Source organism: Stenotrophomonas sp. GD03794 (assembly GCF_029842145.1).
Classification (GTDB): domain Bacteria; phylum Pseudomonadota; class Gammaproteobacteria; order Xanthomonadales; family Xanthomonadaceae; genus Stenotrophomonas; species Stenotrophomonas riyadhensis.
The window spans coordinates 31,694-51,105 of record NZ_JAOCFV010000005.1 but is presented as its reverse complement, the minus strand read 5'-3'; the positions used below and the strand labels follow the sequence as shown (position 1 = coordinate 51,105).

General features: G+C 65.7%; 18 protein-coding genes. All 18 read left to right on the top strand.

Annotated features, from left to right (window positions below):
* Nucleotides 1-2 precede the first annotated feature (2 nt).
* The 18 genes from flgH to fliE all read left to right on the top strand — a co-directional run bounded on the left by flgH (nucleotide 3) and on the right by fliE (nucleotide 19,403).
* Nucleotides 3-695: a flagellar basal body L-ring protein FlgH gene (flgH, locus tag N5D91_RS04420; protein WP_088025898.1), complete on the top strand. Its 693-nt coding sequence runs from the start codon at nucleotides 3-5 to the stop codon at nucleotides 693-695.
* 2 nt (nucleotides 696-697) lie between these two features.
* Complete coding sequence (locus N5D91_RS04415; RefSeq protein ID WP_275942996.1) at nucleotides 698-1,834, top strand: flagellar basal body P-ring protein FlgI; 1,137 nt, start codon at nucleotides 698-700, stop codon at nucleotides 1,832-1,834.
* Between the two features lies 1 nt (nucleotide 1,835).
* Complete coding sequence (gene flgJ, locus N5D91_RS04410) at nucleotides 1,836-3,035, top strand: flagellar assembly peptidoglycan hydrolase FlgJ (protein ID WP_180854439.1); 1,200 nt, start codon at nucleotides 1,836-1,838, stop codon at nucleotides 3,033-3,035.
* Nucleotides 3,036-3,043: 8 nt separating this feature from the next.
* Entirely contained in the window at nucleotides 3,044-4,924 is a 1,881-nt protein-coding gene (gene flgK, locus N5D91_RS04405) for a flagellar hook-associated protein FlgK (RefSeq protein WP_153855277.1), read from the top strand.
* Nucleotides 4,921-6,123 (top strand): flagellar hook-associated protein FlgL, encoded by a 1,203-nt coding sequence (gene flgL, locus N5D91_RS04400; RefSeq protein ID WP_180854440.1) that lies wholly within the window; start codon nucleotides 4,921-4,923, stop codon nucleotides 6,121-6,123. Before flgK ends, flgL begins: the two co-directional genes overlap by 4 nt.
* A 396-nt stretch (nucleotides 6,124-6,519) precedes the next feature.
* On the top strand, nucleotides 6,520-7,746 hold the full coding sequence (locus tag N5D91_RS04395) for a flagellin (RefSeq protein WP_279907995.1): 1,227 nt from the start codon (nucleotides 6,520-6,522) through the stop codon (nucleotides 7,744-7,746).
* Between the two features lie 72 nt (nucleotides 7,747-7,818).
* Nucleotides 7,819-9,021 (top strand): flagellin, encoded by a 1,203-nt coding sequence (locus tag N5D91_RS04390; RefSeq protein ID WP_180846575.1) that lies wholly within the window; start codon nucleotides 7,819-7,821, stop codon nucleotides 9,019-9,021.
* 86 nt (nucleotides 9,022-9,107) lie between these two features.
* Nucleotides 9,108-10,325: a flagellin gene (locus N5D91_RS04385; RefSeq protein ID WP_164162942.1), complete on the top strand. Its 1,218-nt coding sequence runs from the start codon at nucleotides 9,108-9,110 to the stop codon at nucleotides 10,323-10,325.
* 439 nt (nucleotides 10,326-10,764) lie between these two features.
* Nucleotides 10,765-12,183, top strand: a complete 1,419-nt coding sequence (gene fliD / locus N5D91_RS04380) for a flagellar filament capping protein FliD (protein WP_110712228.1) — start codon at nucleotides 10,765-10,767, stop codon at nucleotides 12,181-12,183.
* A 128-nt stretch (nucleotides 12,184-12,311) separates the two neighbouring features.
* Nucleotides 12,312-12,728 (top strand): flagellar export chaperone FliS, encoded by a 417-nt coding sequence (gene fliS, locus N5D91_RS04375; RefSeq protein ID WP_005409561.1) that lies wholly within the window; start codon nucleotides 12,312-12,314, stop codon nucleotides 12,726-12,728.
* On the top strand, nucleotides 12,725-13,018 hold the full coding sequence (locus N5D91_RS04370; protein WP_180854442.1) for a hypothetical protein: 294 nt from the start codon (nucleotides 12,725-12,727) through the stop codon (nucleotides 13,016-13,018). Before fliS ends, N5D91_RS04370 begins: the two co-directional genes overlap by 4 nt.
* Nucleotides 13,015-13,593 (top strand): PilZ domain-containing protein, encoded by a 579-nt coding sequence (locus tag N5D91_RS04365; RefSeq protein ID WP_032127386.1) that lies wholly within the window; start codon nucleotides 13,015-13,017, stop codon nucleotides 13,591-13,593. Before N5D91_RS04370 ends, N5D91_RS04365 begins: the two co-directional genes overlap by 4 nt.
* A 91-nt stretch (nucleotides 13,594-13,684) precedes the next feature.
* Entirely contained in the window at nucleotides 13,685-14,317 is a 633-nt protein-coding gene (locus N5D91_RS04360) for a response regulator transcription factor (protein WP_032970105.1), read from the top strand.
* 322 nt (nucleotides 14,318-14,639) lie between these two features.
* Nucleotides 14,640-16,049, top strand: coding sequence for an RNA polymerase factor sigma-54 (gene rpoN / locus N5D91_RS04355; RefSeq protein ID WP_164162953.1), 1,410 nt, complete (start codon nucleotides 14,640-14,642; stop codon nucleotides 16,047-16,049).
* 14 nt (nucleotides 16,050-16,063) lie between these two features.
* Nucleotides 16,064-16,441 (top strand): response regulator transcription factor, encoded by a 378-nt coding sequence (locus tag N5D91_RS04350; protein ID WP_010485922.1) that lies wholly within the window; start codon nucleotides 16,064-16,066, stop codon nucleotides 16,439-16,441.
* Nucleotides 16,438-17,943, top strand: a complete 1,506-nt coding sequence (locus N5D91_RS04345; protein WP_180855430.1) for a sigma-54 dependent transcriptional regulator — start codon at nucleotides 16,438-16,440, stop codon at nucleotides 17,941-17,943. The genes N5D91_RS04350 and N5D91_RS04345 overlap by 4 nt, the downstream gene beginning before the upstream one ends.
* Before the next feature lie 185 nt (nucleotides 17,944-18,128).
* Nucleotides 18,129-18,545, top strand: coding sequence for a hypothetical protein (locus N5D91_RS04340; protein WP_110712224.1), 417 nt, complete (start codon nucleotides 18,129-18,131; stop codon nucleotides 18,543-18,545).
* 492 nt (nucleotides 18,546-19,037) lie between these two features.
* Nucleotides 19,038-19,403: a flagellar hook-basal body complex protein FliE gene (fliE, locus tag N5D91_RS04335; protein ID WP_005409552.1), complete on the top strand. Its 366-nt coding sequence runs from the start codon at nucleotides 19,038-19,040 to the stop codon at nucleotides 19,401-19,403.
* Nucleotides 19,404-19,412: the final 9 nt, after the last annotated feature.

Below are 19,412 nucleotides of genomic sequence, written 5' to 3'. Positions count from 1 at the left end.
CCATGTCGCCCATTTCCAACTTCGCCCGCACTGCCCTCGCCTGCGCCGTGGCCGCCCTGCTCGGTGGCTGCGTGATCGCGGGCGACGTGCGCCCCTACCCGACGATGGCACCGATCCAGCCGATCATGCCGCCGCAGGCACAGCCGACCGCCGGTGCGATCTACGCTGCCGGCCCGACGCTGCAGCTGTATTCGGACCGGCGCGCACGCGATGTCGGCGACCTGCTGACCATCACGCTGCTGGAAAACACCACCGCGCAGACCAGTGCCAACACCGCCACCAACAAGGAATCGAACCTGAGCCTGGGCACACCGTCCATTCTCGGCGCACCGGTCACCCTCGGCGGCAAGGACATCCTCAGCGCATCGGCGGCGGGCAAGCGTGACTTCACCGGCAAGGGCAACAGCGCGCAGAGCAACCGCCTGCAGGGCAGCGTCACCGTCACCGTGGTGCAGCGCCTGCCCAACGGCAACCTGGTGGTGCAGGGGCAGAAGAACCTGCGGCTGAACCAGGGCGATGAACTGGTGCAGGTGCAGGGCATCGTGCGCCCGGGCGACATCAGCCAGGACAACACCATTCCGTCCAGCCGCGTGGCCGAGGCCCGCATCGTCTACGGCGGCCGCGGTCCCGTCGCGCAGTCCAACGCGATGGGCTGGCTGAGCCGCTTCTTCAACTCCGGCCTGACGCCGTTCTGAGTATGGCCATGAAACTCTTCCTCTCTTTTTCCTGGCAGCGCCGCATGGCGTCGTTCGTCGCGCTGATGCTGCTGGTCGTGGCAGCCCCGGCCAGCGCCGAGCGCATCAAGGACCTGGCCCAGGTCGGTGGCGTGCGCGGCAATGCGCTGGTGGGTTATGGCCTGGTGGTCGGCCTGGACGGCAGCGGCGACCGCACCAGCCAGGCCCCCTTCACCGTGCAGAGCCTGAAGAACCTGCTCGGCGAGCTGGGCGTCAATGTGCCGCCGAACGTCAATCCGCAGCTGAAGAACGTGGCGGCGGTCGCCATCCACGCCGAGCTGCCGCCGTTCGCCAAGCCCGGCCAGCCGATCGACATCACGGTCTCCTCGATCGGCAACGCGGTCTCGCTGCGCGGCGGTTCGCTGCTGATGGCACCGCTGCGCGGTGCCGATGGCCAGATCTATGCCATCGCCCAGGGCAACCTGATCGTCGGCGGCTTCGGTGCGCAGGGCAAGGATGGTTCCCGTGTCTCGGTGAACGTGCCCAGCGTCGGCCGCATTCCCAACGGTGCCACGGTTGAACGCGCCCTGCCCGATCCGCTGGCCAACGGCGGCGACATCACCCTGAACCTGCACAACAACGACTTCACCACAGTCTCGCGCATGGTCGCCGCGCTCAACAACGCCTTCGGCGAAGGCGCGGCGCGTGCGGTCGATGGCGTGACCGTCGCGGTCACCGCACCGACCGACCCGGGCGCGCGCATCGGCCTGCTGGCGCGCATCGAGAACCTGGAGCTGACCCCGGGCAGCGCCCCGGCCAAGGTGGTGGTCAATTCGCGTACCGGCACCGTGGTCATCGGCCAGCAGGTGCGCGTGGGACCGGCGGCGATTTCGCATGGTTCGCTGACCGTGACCATCCAGGAAAACACCAACGTCAGCCAGCCCAATGCGCTGTCCGGCGGCCGCACCGTGGCCAGCCCGCAGTCGACCATCACCGCCACCAACGACGGCAGCCGCATGTTCAAGTTCAGCGGCGGCACCACCCTGGACGAGATCGTGCACGCGGTGAACGCGGTTGGCGCGGCACCGGGCGATCTCATCGCGATCCTGGAAGCCCTGAAGCAGGCCGGCGCATTGAGTGCCGAGCTCGAGGTGATCTGATATGCGCATCACTCCCGCATTCGATCTGCACCCGGCGCAACAGAACGATCCGGCCAAGATCGACAAGGTCGCGCTCCAACTGGAAGGCCAGTTCGCGCAGATGCTGGTCAAGAGCATGCGTGACGCCAGCTTCGGCGACTCGCTGTTCCCCGGCGAAAACAAGATGTTCCGCGAGATGTACGACCAGAAGATTGCCGAGGCGATGACCCGCGGCAAGGGCCTGGGCCTGTCGGGCATGATCAGCCGGCAGCTGTCCGGCCAGGCCGCCGAGGGCCCGGCGCTGGATACCCGCGTGGACCCGGCCAAGGCCAGTCGTGCCTACCAGCTCAATGCACCGGCCAAGCCGGCACCGTCGCTGCCGCTGGAAGACGGCAGCCAGGCGGTGCGCCTGCTGCAGCAGATGGCCGCCGGTGCGCAGCACGGTGCGCAGGCCGCGGTTGCGCCGATGGAACAAGCCCTGGACCTGATCGCCGGGCGCGAAAGCAACAGCATGCACCGCTCGCTGGGCACCGACGATCCGTACATCGGCAGCCTGCAGGGCGAGGACTGGGCCGCCAACAGCGACCAGTGGTCGGCCACCGCCAGCAATCGCGGCACCGCGATCAGCCCGGCCGATGCAATGGCCACCCGTACCGCCGTCGCCCAGCTGGGCGAGCACACCCCGGAAGGCTTCGTCGCCAGCATCTGGCAGCACGCGCAGAGTGCGGCCAAGGAACTGGGCGTGGATGCCCGCGCCCTGGTCGCCCAGGCCGCGCTGGAAACCGGCTGGGGCAAGCGCCACATCAAGCATGCCGACGGCAGCACCTCGCACAACCTGTTCGGCATCAAGGCCAATGGCTGGAACGGCCAGCGCGCCGTGGCCGGCACCCATGAATACGTCGACGGCGTACGCCGCAATGAGACCGCCAGCTTCCGCGCCTACAGCTCGCCGGCCGAGAGCTTCGCCGACTACGTGCGCCTGCTGAAGACCAGCCCGCGCTATCAGCAGGCCCTGCAGGCCGGCACCGACGTGCAGGGCTTCGCCCGCGGCCTGCAGCGCGCCGGCTATGCCACCGATCCGCGCTACGCGGCCAAGATCGCCGCGATCGCCGGCGGCCCGACCATCGAGCGCGCCGTCAGTGCCGTGGCCGATGCCGGCTTGCGCCTTGGCCAGACCTTCGCCAGCACCGCAACCGCGGCGCTGGGTATCACTCGTCGTTGAGGAACCCCATGTCCAGCGTACTTTCCACCGGTACTGGTGCCCTGCTCGCCTTCCAGCGTGCGTTGGCAACCACCAGCCACAACGTGGCCAACCTCAATACCCCCGGCTACAGCCGGCAGAAGGTCAACTTCGCCACCGCTGATCCGCAGAACTACGGCTATGGCACGGTCGGTAACGGCACCCGCATCACCGACATCCGCCGCACCGCCGACCAGCTGGCGATCTCGCGCCTGCTCGACAGCAGCGGTGAGCTGGCGCGCCTGAAGCAGCTCTCCGGCATGGCCGACCGGGTCAACTCGCTGTTCTCCGAAGCCGCCACCAACGTGGCCGGCGTGTGGTCGAACTTCTTCGACTCGGTCAGCGGCCTGTCCTCCAATGCCTCCGGCACGGCCGACCGACAGAACATGCTCGACGGTGGCAAGGCGCTGGCCAACCGCTTCGTGCAGCTCAACACGCACCTGAACAACCTCAACAGCGAGGTCAACAACGGCCTGATGGCCGGTGCCACCGAGGTCAATCGCCTGGCGCAGGAGATCGCGCAGATCAACGGCGCCATCGGCACCAACATCGCCACGGCTGCGCCTGACCTGCTCGATCGCCGCGACCAGCTGATCACCCAGCTGATCGGCTACACCGGTGGCACGGCAGTGATCCAGGACGGCGGCATCATGAATGTCTACACCGCCGGCGGTAACGCGCTGGTGGTGGGTACCACGGCGACCAAGGTCACCACCGTGGCCGACCCGTACCAGCCCGAGCGCCTGCAGCTGGCGCTGGAGACCCAGGGCAACACGATCAGGCTTGACGCAAAGGCGGTCGGTGGCCAGATCGGTGGCCTGCTGGAATTCCGCGACACCGTGCTGACCCCGGCCCAGGCCGAACTGGGCAAGCTCGCAGTGGGCCTGGCCGAAACGTTCAACCAGGCCCATCACCAGGGCGTGGACATGTATGGCCAGCTGGGTGGCGACTTCTTCAACATCGGCAACCCGCGCGTCACCGCCAACAACGCCAATACCGGCAGCGCCAGCCTGAGCGCCACCTATGGCGACCTCGGCAAGCTGGAAGCACAGAACGTGGTGCTGCAGTTCGATGGCACCAACTGGAAGGCCAGCCGTGCCGACACCGGCGCCAACGTTCCGCTGACCGGTACCGGCACCGCTGCCGATCCGCTGGTGATCAACGGCGTCAAGATGGTGGTCGGGGGCACCCCGGCCGCCAATGATCGGTTCCTGCTGCAGCCCACCGCAGGCGTGGCTGGCACCATGGAAGTGGCGATCACCGATCCCTCGCGCATCGCTGCGGCCGCTGCGGTGAAGGGCGCGGCCGCGACCTCCAACACCGGTACCGGCAAACTGAGTGGGGTCACCGTCAGCGATTCGACCAACGCCAACCTGCGCAATCCGGCCGCGATCGTGTTCACCTCGGCCACCACCTACACCATCGATGGCGGCCCGCCGCAGACCTACACCCCCGGCCAGACCATCAGTGCCAACGGGTGGAGCTTCGTGCTGGATGGCGCACCGAAGGTCGGCGACACCTTCAACATCACCCCGACCCCGGCCGGCTCCTCGGACAACAGCAATGCCTCCAAGCTGGCCAAGGTGGAAAGCGCGAAGGCCTTCAATGCCGGCACCGTGACCCTGAACGGCGCACTGGGTGGCCTCACCACCCAGGTCGGTGCCGCCGCGCGCTCGGCCGAGTACTCGCTGGAGGCGCAGCTGGTGATCAATGACAAGGCGCAGGAAGCCCGTGACGAGGTGTCCGGCGTCAATCTGGACGAGGAAGCCGCCGACATGCTGCGCCTGCAGCAGGCCTACCAGGCCGCCTCGCAGCTGATCTCCACCGCCGACAGCATGTTCCAGACAATCCTGGGAGCCGTCCGCCGATGAGCAGCCGCATCTCCACCAGCATGATGTACAACCAGTCGGTGTCGCTGATGATGGCCAAGCAGGCCAAGCTCAGCCATCTGGAGCAGCAGATCGCCACCGGCAGCAAGATCGTCAGCGCCAAGGACGACCCGGTCGGCGCCGGTGCTGCCGTGGGCCTTGATCGCAGCCTGGCCGCCCTGGACCGCATGAAGCTCAATGCCGGCAACGTACAGAACCGGCTGGGCGTGCAGGAAAATACCCTGGCCCAGGTCAACGACCTGATGGGTCGGGTCAACGACCTGACCATCCAGGCCAGCAACCCCGCGTTGAGCGCGTCCGACAAGAAGACGCTGATCACCGAGCTGAACCAGATCCGCGACGGCCTGCTGTCGCTGGCCAACGCCGAAGACGGCACCGGCCGCTATGTGTTCGGCGGCACCAACGATGGTGACCCGCCGTTCGCCAAGATCAACGGCAAGGTGGTCTACCGCGGTGACCAGACCCAGCGCCAGATCGAGGTCGGCCCCGATACCTACGTCCGCGATGCCCTGCCCGGCAGCGAGATCTTCATGCGCATCCCCACCGGCGACGGCTTCGTTGATGGAGCTGCCGCCGCCGGCAATACCGGCAACGGCGTGCTGACCAACATCACCCGCGATGGCAGCGACAGCTGGAACGGCCAGAGCTTCAGCGTCCGCTTCACCGCCGCCAACCAGTACGAGGTGCTGGATGGTGCGGGCAATGTGACCGGCACCGGCACCTACAAGGCCGGTGACGATCTGGAAGTGAACGGCGTACGCCTGCAGATCACCGGTGCGCCTGCCGCAGGCGACAGCTTCAACGTAAAGCCGGCGAGCAGCCGCGACATCTTCGACACCATGGACAAGCTGATCACCGCGCTGGATGCCGACACCGGTACCACCGCGAAGATGAGCGCACAGCAGAACGAATTGCAAAGCGTGCTGCGCGACGTCGCGCGGGCGTCGGAGCGGATGATCGACTCGCGTGCGGCCGGCGGCGCCCAGCTGAAGGCGCTGGACAATGCCGCCGACATGCGTGAAGCCAACAGTGTGACCCTGAAGACCACGCTGTCGCAGATGCGCGACCTGGACTACGCCGATGCGCTGAGCCAGTACCAACTGCAGAGCACCGCACTGCAGGCGGCGCAGACGATCTTCTCGCAGATGCAGTCGATGTCGTTGTTCAACAAGATCGGCTGACAGCTCTCCCACCTCAGTCCTGAAAGGCCGCGATGCCCTGCATCGCGGCCTTTTTCGTTTCTGCGGTCCATTGCCAAGGCGCGCGCCAGGCGGGCTACCAGGGATTTTCCGTGATTGCCCATCAAGCCCGGCTGGCCCCCGCCGATACCTTCATCAGCGCTGGCTGGGCTTGCCCAACCGCCCCCTCCGGGGTCGCCTTCACGCCCCTCCAGGGCTGGAAAACCCCGGAAAAACAGCCTCCGGCAACGAATTACGGCTCCAACGGAATTCACGGCTAAAGGTTGTTGACAAAGCGCCGTTATTCATTTGGCAACAGCGAAGCACACAGCCACACAAAAAAACAGGCGGCGCTTCGTTTCATTCACCAACGGGTTCCATATAAGAGGAGACGACCCCATGGCACAGGTAATCAACACCAATACGATGTCGCTCAACGCTCAGCGCAACCTGAGCACCAGCGGCAACTCGCTGGCCACCACCATCCAGCGCCTCTCGTCCGGCCTGCGCATCAACAGCGCGAAGGACGACGCCGCCGGCCTGGCGATCTCGGAACGCTTCAGCACCCAGATCCGCGGCCTTGACGTGGCCATCCGCAACGCCAACGACGGTATCTCGCTGGCCCAGGTCGCCGAAGGTTCGCTGAGCGAAGTCGGCAACAACCTGCAGCGTATCCGCGAACTGGCCGTGCAGGCCTCCAACGCCACCAACTCCAGCAGCGACCGCAAGGCCCTGCAGGCCGAAGTGACCCAGCTGATCTCCGAAGTGGACCGCGTCGCCAAGCAGAGCGACTTCAACGGCACCAAGCTGCTGGACGGTTCCTTCACCAGCCAGCTGTTCCAGGTGGGCGCCAATGCCGGCCAGGCCATTGCCATCAACAGCGTGGTCGATGCCAAGGCAGACACACTGGGCGCGGCAACCTTTGCCAACGTCTACAACACCCAGGCCATCGGGGCCGACAAGGCCACGGCCGATACGACCTTCTCCGGCCTGCAGATCGGCATCACCCCGCAGGGCGCGGCCACCCCGACCACCATCAAGATTCCCGACTTCACTGTGAAGGCCGGCGAATCGATCACCGCCGCCACAGCTGCAGCAGTTAATAGTCGCCTCGGTGAGACCGGCGTCATGGCGAAGGTGGACGCCGGTAAGCTCTCCCTGCACTCAGCCACGGCAGGCCAAACTTTCGCGCTGTCTGTCAGCGCCACTCCGACCACCGGCGCTACAGCAGTGGACGCGAACTTTGCCAACATCGGCCTGCAGCAGGTTGCGGCCGGAACCGGTGGCACGCTGACCGGCGCAACCGCACGCCACGTCGAGGACCTCAATGTGAGCACCGTTGAGGGTGCCCAGCAAGCACTGTCAATCGTCGACAAGGCTCTGGAATCGGTCAACAGCGTCCGCGCCGACCTCGGCGCGATCCAGAACCGCTTCACCTCGGTGGTGGCCAACCTGCAGACCTCCTCGGAGAACCTGTCGGCATCGCGCAGCCGCATCCGCGATACCGACTTCGCCAAGGAAACCGCCGAACTGACCCGCACCCAGATCCTGCAGCAGGCCGGTACGGCCATGCTGGCCCAGGCCAACCAGGTACCGCAGAACGTGCTCAGCCTGTTGCAGCGCTGACATGAGCCGCCCCCGGGGCACGTCGGGGGCGTCTAACCCAACTCACGTGCAACCGCTCAAGGACCTCTCCTCATGGCACAAGTCATCAACACCAACACGATGTCGTTGAATGCTCAGCGTAACCTGAGCACCAGCGGCAGCTCGCTGGCCACCACCATCCAGCGCCTGTCCTCCGGTTCGCGCATCAACAGCGCCAAGGACGACGCCGCTGGCCTGGCGATCTCCGAGCGCTTCGGCACGCAGATCCGCGGTACCGACGTCGCCATCCGCAATGCCAACGACGGCATTTCGCTGGCCCAGGTCGCCGAAGGTTCGCTGACCGAGATCGGCAACAACCTGCAGCGCATCCGTGAGCTGTCGGTGCAGTCGGCCAACGCCACCAATTCCAGTAGCGACCGCAAGGCCTTGCAGTCGGAAGTCGACCAGTTGGTCAGCGAAATAGACCGTGTCGCCAAGCAGTCCGAGTTCAATGGTACCAAGCTGCTGGATGGCTCGTTCTCCAGCCAGCTGTTCCAGGTGGGTGCCAACGCTGGCCAGGCCATTGCGATCGACAAGATTACAAACGCCCAAGCGAGTTCGATCGGTTCCTCGACCTTCGCTCAGAACGGCACCCTGACGATGGCTGCCGGCACCGCACTGACCAGCGGCGAAATCACCGGTCTGAAGATCGGTAGCGTGGATCTTGGTACTGTGAAATACGAGCAGGGTGCCGATGCGACCGCTACCCAGGCCAACGCCACAAATGCCACCATCGCGGCGATCAACGCCAAGATGGGTGAAACCGGCGTTTACGCACAGCAGACAAATGACGGGGCCAGCCCGCCGGTGTTCACTGCTGGGTCGATCACCCTGACCTCGGTCAAGGCCGACCTCAAGGCGGCCGACATCACGGCACTGACCGTCGCCGGCGGCACCGGTAGCGTCACCGTCGGCACTCAGATCCAGGCTGGCACCACTGCCTCGACTCTGAAGGACGTCAAGATCACCGACGTGGCCGGTGCTCAGAAGGCCCTGGAAATCGTCGATAACGCTCTGCAGTCGATCAACAGCACCCGTGCGGACCTTGGTGCGGTGCAGAATCGCTTCACATCGGTCGTTGCCAACCTGCAGACCTCGACGGAAAACCTGTCGGCCTCGCGTAGTCGCATCAAGGATACCGATTTCGCCAAGGAAACCGCGGAGCTGACCCGCACCCAGATTCTGCAGCAGGCCGGTACGGCCATGCTGGCCCAGGCCAACCAGGTGCCGCAGGGCGTGCTCAGCCTGCTGCGCTGATCCTCTTCCTGATCGTCTTCCGGGCACCGGTTGATCCGGTGCCCGGATACTGAACCACGCATCACCTCCGCCAAAGGAAAAGCACCATGGCACAAGTCATCAACACCAACACGATGTCGTTGAATGCTCAGCGTAACCTGAGCACCAGCGGCAGCTCGCTGGCCACCACCATCCAGCGCCTGTCCTCCGGTTCGCGCATCAACAGCGCCAAGGACGACGCCGCTGGCCTGGCGATCTCCGAGCGCTTCGGCACCCAGATCCGCGGTACCGACGTTGCCATCCGCAATGCCAATGACGGCATTTCGCTGGCCCAGGTCGCCGAAGGTTCGCTGACCGAGATCGGCAACAACCTGCAGCGTATCCGTGAGCTGGCTGTACAGTCGTCCAACGCGACCAACTCGGCAAGTGATCGCAAGGCACTGCAGTCGGAAGTGAATCAGCTGGTCAGCGAGATTGATCGTGTGGCCAAGCAGTCCGATTTCAATGGCACCAAGCTGCTGGACGGCTCGTTCTCCAGCCAGCTGTTCCAGGTTGGCGCAAATGCTGGCCAAGCAATCGCAATTGACAAGATTACCAACGCCAAGACTGATTCGCTGGGCGGCACCCTGTTCTCCTCGGCGACCACTACAGCGACCACCACTGCCGTTGCAGAAACTCCCGCCGGTTCCTCGGTATTTGCGTTCGCTGCAGGTACCGTTGCCGATTTCTCGATCTCCGCAAATGGCGCGACGGTGAACTTCAGTGGTGTGAAGTTCGACGCAGGTAGCGCATCAACGCAGGCCGCAGGTGAGGCTGCCAGCGTGGTTTCCCAAGGTAATGCCATTGCAAAGGCCATTAATCAGAAGTCGGCCGACCTCGGAGTCTCTGCCGAAGTGGACTCCGCGGGCAAGGTAACCATCAGCTCCTGGAAAGAGGGGAAAGTCGGCGACCAGATCACCGCAACCGGCGTAACCCTCGCAGACGACGCAGCTCTGGTTGCTACCGATGCCAAGCATGCCATTGACCTTGACGTCACCAGCTACGGCAAATCTCAACAGGCGCTGCAGATCGTGGACAAGGCACTGGAGGGCATCAACAGCACCCGTGCTGACCTCGGTGCGATCCAGAACCGTTTCACCTCGGTCGTCGCCAACCTGCAGACCTCGACGGAAAACCTGTCGGCCTCGCGTAGCCGCATCAAGGATACCGATTTCGCCAAGGAAACCGCCGAGCTGACCCGCACCCAGATCCTGCAGCAGGCCGGTACGGCCATGCTGGCCCAGGCCAACCAGGTGCCGCAGGGCGTGCTCAGCCTGCTGCGCTGATCCACGGCAAGAAGGCGCCGCTACCGTCGGTTAGTCCCGACGGTAGCGGCAACCGGGAAGCCACGATGCACGAAGGCGCGGGCCATGCCCGGCCCGGGAGTACTCCCGAACCGGCTTGGCATCGCCCGCTCCTGCGGACCTCTCTTTCAGCGCTGTACCTTTGACTGTACGTACCGGGCGGCTTCGTCTCCCCCCGATTGTCAGTAGCCTGTGCCCTCCCCTGCATTGGGGGAGGGTTTTTTGCAGACTCCCGGCAGCCCGCGGTGAATCTCCCCGCACCCTGCCCCAACCCTCCTGCAACCTGCGTGCCAGAACCTGCGCCAGAGCATTGGCACGGCGCATGCATCAACGAAGTCCTCAAGACCCAGCGGCGCAGGCCGCTATTTTCGTTGACGACGGGCCAGCGCCTAGCGGCCAGGCCCGATACCAGGAGAATCACATGGCAAGCTTTGGATACGGTGGCATCGGCTCGGGCCTGAACATTTCAGACATCGTCAGCCAGCTGGTGGCGGCCGACCGCAAGCCAGCCGACAACGCGCTGAACCTGCAGCAGTCCAAGGCCAAGATGCAGCTGTCGTCGATCGGCACCGTCACCTCGGCCTTTGACAAGCTGAAGACCGCGTTGACCGCGTTGAAGGCCACGACAGCCTTCGACACCCGCACCGTCACCGCCACCGGCAAAGCACAGCCAGGCAACACCGACGATGTGCTGACGGCATCGGTGGCGCTGTACGACCAAGGCACGACCAAGGCAGCGGCCTCCAACGGCACGCACCAGGTGGAGGTGAAATCCCTCGCCACGGCACACAAGCTGATTGCCAACGCCTCGGTGCCGAAGACCGACACCTTCGGCGCCGGAACCTTGACGCTGACCGTTGGCGTGGGCGACAAGGCAAAGACGATGAAGGTCGAGGTGGAGGCCGGAGATACGCTGACCACCGTGCGCAACAAAATAGATGCCGCAGGCCGCAAGGAAGGCGTGCAGGCGACCCTGATCGCTTCGGGCGATAGCCAGTACCTGTCGATCGCCCAGGAGAAAACCGGCGCCGCCAACGCGATCAAGCTGGAATATGGCGGCAGCGACCCGAAGCTGAGCGCACTGATTGGCAGCCTTCAGGAGAACACCGCGGCAGCCGATGCCGAGCTGACCATCGATGGCGTCACGGTGATCAGCGACAGCAACACCGTGACCGACGCCGTACCGGGCCTGACCCTGAACCTCAAGGTCAAGGGCAAGAGCACGGTCGTGATCAGTACCGACACCACTGCAGCCACCAAGGTGATGCAGGACTTCGTCAAGGCCTACAACGATGCGATCGCCGCCATCAATACCGAGACCAAGTACGACGCCAAGACCAAGGAAGCGGCGACGCTGACGGGCGATGCGCAGATGCGCGGCGCATCCAGTCAGCTGCGTTCGATGATGGGCGCTGTACTGAAGGATCTGTCCGCGGATGGATTGGATCCGAAGAAGCTCGGCCTGCAGACCCGTGGCTATCCCAATGCCGACGGCAGCCTGGTGCTGGACGCGACCAAATTCGCAGCGGCGCTCGCCAGCCAGCCGGAGAAGATCCGCTCGGCGATCACCGGTGATACCGGCGGCGCCGGCAAGCTCTACACGATGGTGGACGGTTACGTCAGTACGACCACGGGCAAGGAAGGCGCCTTCGTCGCCCGTACCAAGGGCCTGAACACCACCTTGGACAACATCGACAAGCGACGCAAGGACCTGGACGTCCGCATGAAGAACGTCGAGGAACGCTACAAGAAGCAGTTCCTGGCGCTGGACAGCCTGATGGGCAAACTGCAGCAAAGCAACACCGCATTGCAGCAGCAGCTGGCACAGCTGAACCGCTAAAGGAATGCGTTCGACGCTCAAGTTTGGCGTGTAACGCACCGATAACGGACGCAACAGCAATCAACGCCGCACCGCCGGCAGCGGTCCCCACGACCGCCCGGCGGCACCCCGCGCAAGGAGAATCACGAATGTACGGTTCCAGCCGTCAATATGCCGAGCAGTACCGCCAGGTGGGAGTGACCAGTGCGGTCGCCGATGCCGATCCGCACAAGCTGGTGGCGATGCTGCTGGCCGGCGCGCTGGAGCGCGTGCGGCGGGCCCTGGCCAGCCTCGAGCGTGGCGACCAGGCCGGCAAGGGCAAGGCGATCGGCGAGGTCTGTGCGATCGTCGGCCACCTCAACGGCTCGCTGGACCATGAAGCCGGCGGCGAGATCGCCGGAAATCTGTCGGCGCTGTATGACTATGTGCTGCAGCGCCTGACCGAGGCCAACCTGCACAACGACCGCGCCGCGCTGGATGAGTCGCTGCAGTTGCTGGGCGAGATCGACAGCGCCTGGAATGCAATTCCGCAGGAACAGCGCCGCCCGGCCGCGGTGGCGCCATGAGCCTGCACGAACTACACGCCCAGCTGGACGCCTTCGAGAAGGCCCTGGGCGAAGAGTCCCTCGACCAGGCCGACAGCTTGCTAGACGGTCATGACAGCACGCTGCATGCGCTGCTCAGCCAGCCGCTGACCGCCGCCGACCACGCACCGCTGACCGCGCTGTTCGAACGCCAGCAGGATCTGCTCGGCCTGCTGCGCCAGCGTCGTGATGCAGTGGCCGCACTGATGAACGATGGCCAGCGCTCCCTTCGCGCGGCGCATGCCTACCTGCAGGCAGAATCACTCGCATGACCCAACTGCCGACCACGTCGCTGCACCACCCCGCCGAAAGCGAGCTGTTCGACGAAACGCTCAGCTGCGAGCTGGCCTTGCCGGCCGAGTTCCAGGCAGGCAGCGCCGCCGGTCGTACCAGCAGTGCCGAAGGCCTGCTGCGCAGCCTGGCCCTGGTCGAGGACAGCCGCGTTGACGAGCACGACGACCGCAATGAGTCCAGCCTGCAGTTGCAGCGGCTGGAAGCCAAGGTGGATCTGGCGATGGTGCTGCTCGGCCGGCTGGTGCGCCAGCAGGGCCAGGAACTGACGCTGCGCCCCGTGCGCTGGTCACGCCGCGGCATCCGCCTGCAGCTGGGGCCGCGCAGCGGCGCCAGCCCTGGTCAGGCCGGCCTGGTGCGTCTGCAGCCCAGCGACTGGCTGCCTGACCATATCGACCTGCCCGTGGAAGTGATCGCCGAAGCGGCGGACGGTGGCGGTGGTCACTACCTGTGGCTGCGTTTCCAGCGTCTTGGCGATGGCCTGGAGATGGCAATGGAGCGGCATCTGTTCCGCCTGCATCGCCGCCAGGTGGCCGAAGCACGCCGCGCCCGCTGAAACCTGCCACCATGACGCCGGATGGGCAACCCTTGGCGCGCCCGTTCAGCTAAGTTAAGGTGGACTCCCCTCACGGACCTCCAACGTGCCTGTGCGAGTTCTCATCGTCGACGATCACACCCTGGTCCGCGCCGGCCTGGCGCGGCTGCTGCAGGGGTTTGCCGACGTGCAGCTCGTCGCCGAGGCCAGCAATGCCGAGCAGGCACTGCAGCTGGCCCTGCAGCACGCCCCGGACGTGATCCTGATGGACCTGTCACTGCCCGGCCGCACCGGCCTGGAAGCCCTCAGCGACATCCGCCTGCGCGCCCCCGGCACGCGGGTGGTGATGATGACCATGCACGACGACGCCGCCCACGTGCGCGATGCACTCGATCGCGGTGCGGTCGGGTTCCTGGTCAAGGATGCCGCACCGCAGGAGCTTGAACTGGCGCTGCGTGCCGCGCACGCCGGCCAGGTGTTCCTGAGCCCGCAGATCTCCGCCAAGATGCTGGCACCGATGCTCGGTCGCGAGAAACCCACCGGCATCGCCGCACTGTCGCCGCGCCAGCGCGAGATCCTGCGCCGCATCGGCAAGGGTGAGAGCAACAAGGAAATCGCCGCCGACCTCGGCATCAGCGTCAAGACGGTGGAAACCCACCGCGCACGCATGATGGAATCGCTGGGCTGTCGGCGCGCCAATGACCTGTTGCTGCTGGCCGCACGCCACCAGCACGAGCTGGAGTGATTGCCTGCCAGTGGGGTCAGATCCCTTTCCCATGGAAAGGGATCTGACCCCGCGACACCCCTCATCTGCGACGAATTCCCGTCACCCTGACAGGCCCCGACAGGAATCCGTACACGGCGCAGCCCGATCAATCCGGGACCCACACCGGAAATCAGCAACTTAGCGGCGATCATCGTCAACATTCCGCGACAATGTAGGGAATACCCCTACACCCTGTCAGGACATTCACGAAGCCCCTCAGGAACCCCCTGATTCCGCCCCCGCCGGATCAAAAGCAAGATGCGTTCCACAAGGCGCCGGGGAGCGGTGCCGGGGAACCACGATGAAGGCTGCACTCTCGGCCCAGCTGGGCCAACAACTTCACCTCACCCCGCAGTTGCTGCAGTCGATCCGGCTGCTGCAGCTCGATGGTCTGCACCTGGAACAGGAAATCCAGCGCCTGCTGGACTCCAATCCCCTGCTGGAAATCGAAGAGGCTGAAGCCCCCGCCGCCGAAGCCACCGAGGCCGTCGCCACCACGCTGGAAACCGCTGCGTTCGACGAACTGCCGGAGTCTTCCATGTGGGATGTGGCCGGCGCCAGCTGGCAGGACGGCGACGACGACCGCATGGCGCGCATCGCCGCCGGCGAATCGACCGACCCGCAGCTGCGCGTACTGCAGCGCCTGGCGCTGGACATGGACGACCGCGAGCTGGCCGTGGCCGCATTCTGGCTGGACCATTGCGATGAGGCAGGCTACCTGCAGGCACCGCTGGACCAGCTGCAGCTGCTGGCCAGCGCCCAGTTCGACATCGCCGCCGACGGCGTCGAAGCCATCCGCCAGCAGCTGCTGCACGGGGAACCTGCTGGCATGGCCGCGCAGGACCTGCGCGAAGGCCTGCAGGCCCAGCTGCGCAGCCTGCACGGCGTAGTCCCCGCCCGCCACCTGGCCGCCCGCATCCTCGATGGCGCGCTCGACGCGCTGGCCGCGCACGACTACCCCGCCCTCGCCCGCCAGCACGATGCCGAGATCGACGACGTGCGCGAAGCCGTGCGCCTGATCCTGTCGCTTCAGCCGCGGCCGGGCGACAGCCTGCTGCCCGAACGCAATGCCGTGGTGGTACCTGACGTGATCGCCTGGCACGCCGACGACCAGTGGAAGGTGGCACTGAACCCGGCCACCAGCCGCCGCGTCTCGATCAACAGCCAGTACGAACAGGCGCTGGCCGAGACCAGCGAGGCCGCACCGGCACTGCGCGAAATGCTGCAGGAAGCGCGCTGGTTCAGCCGCGGCCTGTCGATGCGCTATGACACCCTGCTGCGCACCGCGCGAGTGATCGTCGAGCGCCAGGCCGCGTTCCTGGTGCGTGGCGAGGAGGCCATGGCGCCGCTGACCCTGAAGGAAGTGGCCGAGGAAATCGGCATGCACGAGTCCACCGTCTCGCGCATCACCACCGGCAAGTTCCTGCAGACCCCGCGCGGCACCTTCGAACTGAAGCACTTCTTCGCCGTGCGCCTGGAAGGTGCCAGCGTCTCCGGCCAGGCCGTGAAGGCCATGGTCCGCCGCTTGATCGACGCCGAACCCGCCGGCCGGCCGCTGGCCGACGAGGCCATCGCCGGTCTGCTGTCGCGCCAGGGGGTGAACATTGCCCGCCGAACCGTCGCAAAATACCGAGAACAACTGGACATCGCCCCGGCCCGTGAACGGCGCCGGCTTGGCGCCAGGCAACCGCAGCTGGCCCGGGTGGGCTGAAAAGGATGTTGGACATGAACAAGCTCACGGTCCTGCTGGTCGATGACCACGAGGGCTTCATCAACGCGGCGATGCGCCATTTCCGCAAGATCGACTGGCTGCAGATCGTCGGCAGCGCCGGCAACGGCCTGGAAGCGATCGAACGCTCGGAAACGCTGCGCCCGCAGGTGGTGCTGATGGACCTGGCAATGCCGGAAATGGGCGGCCTGCAGGCCACCCGCCTGATCAAGTCGCAGGACGATGCACCGTACATCGTGATCGCCAGCCACTTCGACGACGCCGAACACCGCGAACACGCGCTGCGTGCCGGCGCCGACAATTTTGTCAGCAAGCTGTCCTACATCCAGGAAGTCATGCCGATCCTGGAAGGCCTCAGGGAGGATCGATCGTGAGCGAATCGCGCATCCTGGTGCTGGACAACGACGCCGTGCGTGCCGAGCGCACCGTTGCCCTGCTGGAATTCATGGACTTCAACCCGCGCTGGGTTTCCGACGCGGCCGACTTCGACCTGGGCCGCCAGCGCCAGAACGACTGGATGGCGGTGATCGTCGGCACTCTGGACGACAACGCCGGCAGCACCGCACTGTACAACTGGCTGGGCGGCAGCAGCCTGCCGCCGCCGGTACTGCTGGCCGACGGTGATGCCGTAGCCTTTGCCCACCAACACGGCCTGCACGAAGCCAATATCTGGCCGTTGGAAACCCCGCTGCGCCATGCGCAGATGGAAGCCCTGCTGCGCCGCGCCAGCCTCAAGCGCCTGGATGCCGAGCACCAGGCCGGCGCCGCGCAGGACCAGGGCCCGACCGGCAACGGCCCGGCGGTGACCGAACTTCGCACCATGATCGAACAGGTGGCCGCATTCGACACCACCGTGCTGGTGCTGGGCGAATCCGGTACCGGCAAGGAAGTGGTGTCGCGCGCGATCCACCAGCGCTCGCCGCGCCGTGATGGCCCGTTCGTGGCGATCAACTGCGGCGCCATTCCGGCCGACCTGCTGGAAAGCGAACTGTTCGGCCACGAAAAGGGTGCCTTCACTGGCGCACTGACCGCGCGCAAGGGTCGTTTCGAAATGGCCGAAGGCGGTACCCTGCTGCTGGACGAAATCGGCGACATGAGCCTGCCGATGCAGGTGAAGCTGCTGCGTGTGCTGCAGGAGCGCAGCTTCGAGCGCGTCGGTGGCAACCAGACCATCCGCTGCAACGTGCGCGTCGTTGCAGCGACCCACCGCGACCTGGAAACCCGTATTGCCGAAGGCAAGTTCCGCGAGGACCTGTTCTACCGCCTCAATGTGTTCCCGATCGACGTGCCCGCCCTGCGCGAGCGTCGCGAAGACCTGCCGGCACTGGTCGAAACCATTGCCGCGCAGCTGGCCCGTACCGGCCGTGGCGAAGTGCGCTTCACTCCGGAAGCCCTGCAGGCACTGGCCGGCTACGAGTGGCCGGGCAACGTGCGTGAGCTGACCAACCTGGTCGAGCGCCTGGCGGTGCTGCATCCGGGCGGTTCGGTGCGCGTGCAGGACCTGCCGGCCCGCTACCGTGGCGACGCTGCACTGGCAGCGGTGGCCGCACCGGCACCGGTACAGCCGACGGCGAGCGAAGAACGCCTGGACCTGCGCAGCTTCTCGTTCCACACCCCGGGCGGCGGCAGCCAACCGGCACTGGAGCACGGCATTGCCGTCAATCGCGCCGCAGCACCGGCGGCGCTACCCGATGAAGGCATGGACCTGCGCAACCATATGGCCAACATCGAACTGGGCCTGATCAACGAAGCACTGGAACGCACCCAGGGCGTGGTCGCCCACGCCGCCCAGCTGCTCGGCCTGCGCCGCACCACCCTGGTGGAAAAGCTGCGCAAGTACGGCATCGAACGCGAGCAGGCCGAACTGGCCGGCTGAAGCTCGCGACCAGCATGAAGGGGGCACGAACGCCTGGGCTTGCCCGGGCGTTGGTGCTTCCAGTACCTGGGGTCAGATCCCTTTCCTGCGGAAAGGGATCTGACCCCATTGCATTTGCACGTTTTCCTAAAGACATCACCGCCGCAGTGCGGAGCATGGCAAGGACATCCCAAGGAGCTCCGACCATGCATCGCCTCACCCTGCTCGCCGCCCTGCTCTTCCCGGCCCTGGCCACCGCCGCCGACTGCACCCTGCCCACCACGCTGGACCAGCGCCAGTTCACCAACCTCAGCGATCCGCTGTACCAGCCAGATAATCCGAATGCCGGACGCATGGTGCAGCTCAGCTTCGCCGGCAACCAGTACGTGCTGGACGTTCTCGGCACCGATCTGCGCATCGGCGGCAGCTACCGCTACCAGCGCCTGGCCCCGCACATCGCCGAGATCCAGATGACCGAAGCCCACCCGGCAGGCCCTGCCCGCTACACCCTGCTGCTGACCTGCCTGAGCGACCGCCAGGGCCGCTTCATCTACACCCAGCACGACGGCCCCATCGCACCGCGCCAGCGCCAGAATTCCGGCCGCTGGACCCTGCAGCCATAGGCCAGAAAACCGACGCCGGTTAAATGGCGCCTCGTCGACGCCTCGTCCACACATGACCATGGGGTCAGAGCCCGTTGCGCAGCAACGGGATCCGACCCCAGAAGAGCCGTGTCGACCAAGGTCGACACCCACCAAGAGCAGCCCATGCAATTCCGACAGATCGCGGGAAACTGTCGAAGGCGGGGTGGGTCCGGTTGCGGGGGTGTCCGCGGCATGGATGCCGCGGCCAAGCCCCCAGGGACGGGTTTACGGCGTCCCCCGCAACCGGATCCACCGCGCCACCCCACGGATAGCCAGCTTCTGCCGTTGCTTCGGCTTCGGCCGTTGCTGCTGAGGTTGCCGGCCAGCGGCCGGCGCTACCGCGGGGAGCGGGGTGCAACCCCGCACGCACACCCAACCTCCTCACTTCACTGAATCGAAAACCGGTTTCGGCACGGCACTTGCACCTGCTCCAGCAGACAACCCCATCCCCTGTTTCTGGAACCGTTGCAGATGTCCCACTCCGTCACTTCGATCCTTTCGCAGATCCGCTCCTATCAGACCCAGATGGGACAGCCGGCGCTCAACCCGCTGGGCGAAACGCCGCGCAGCAATGCTCTGCCGGGCACGGTGCTGGACGCACCGCAGGCCCAGCCGGCCAGCTTCACCGAAACCCTGCGTGGTGCGATTGCCGGCGTCAACGACGCGCAACAGAAGTCCGGCGCTCTCGCCAAGGCTTTCGAAATGGGCGACCCCAGCGCCGACCTGGCCAAGGTGATGGTCGCCTCGCAGCAGTCCCAGATCGCCTTCCGCGCCACCGTGGAAGTCCGCAACCGTCTCGTCCAGGCTTACCAGGACGTGATGAACATGCCGCTGTAAGGAACGTTG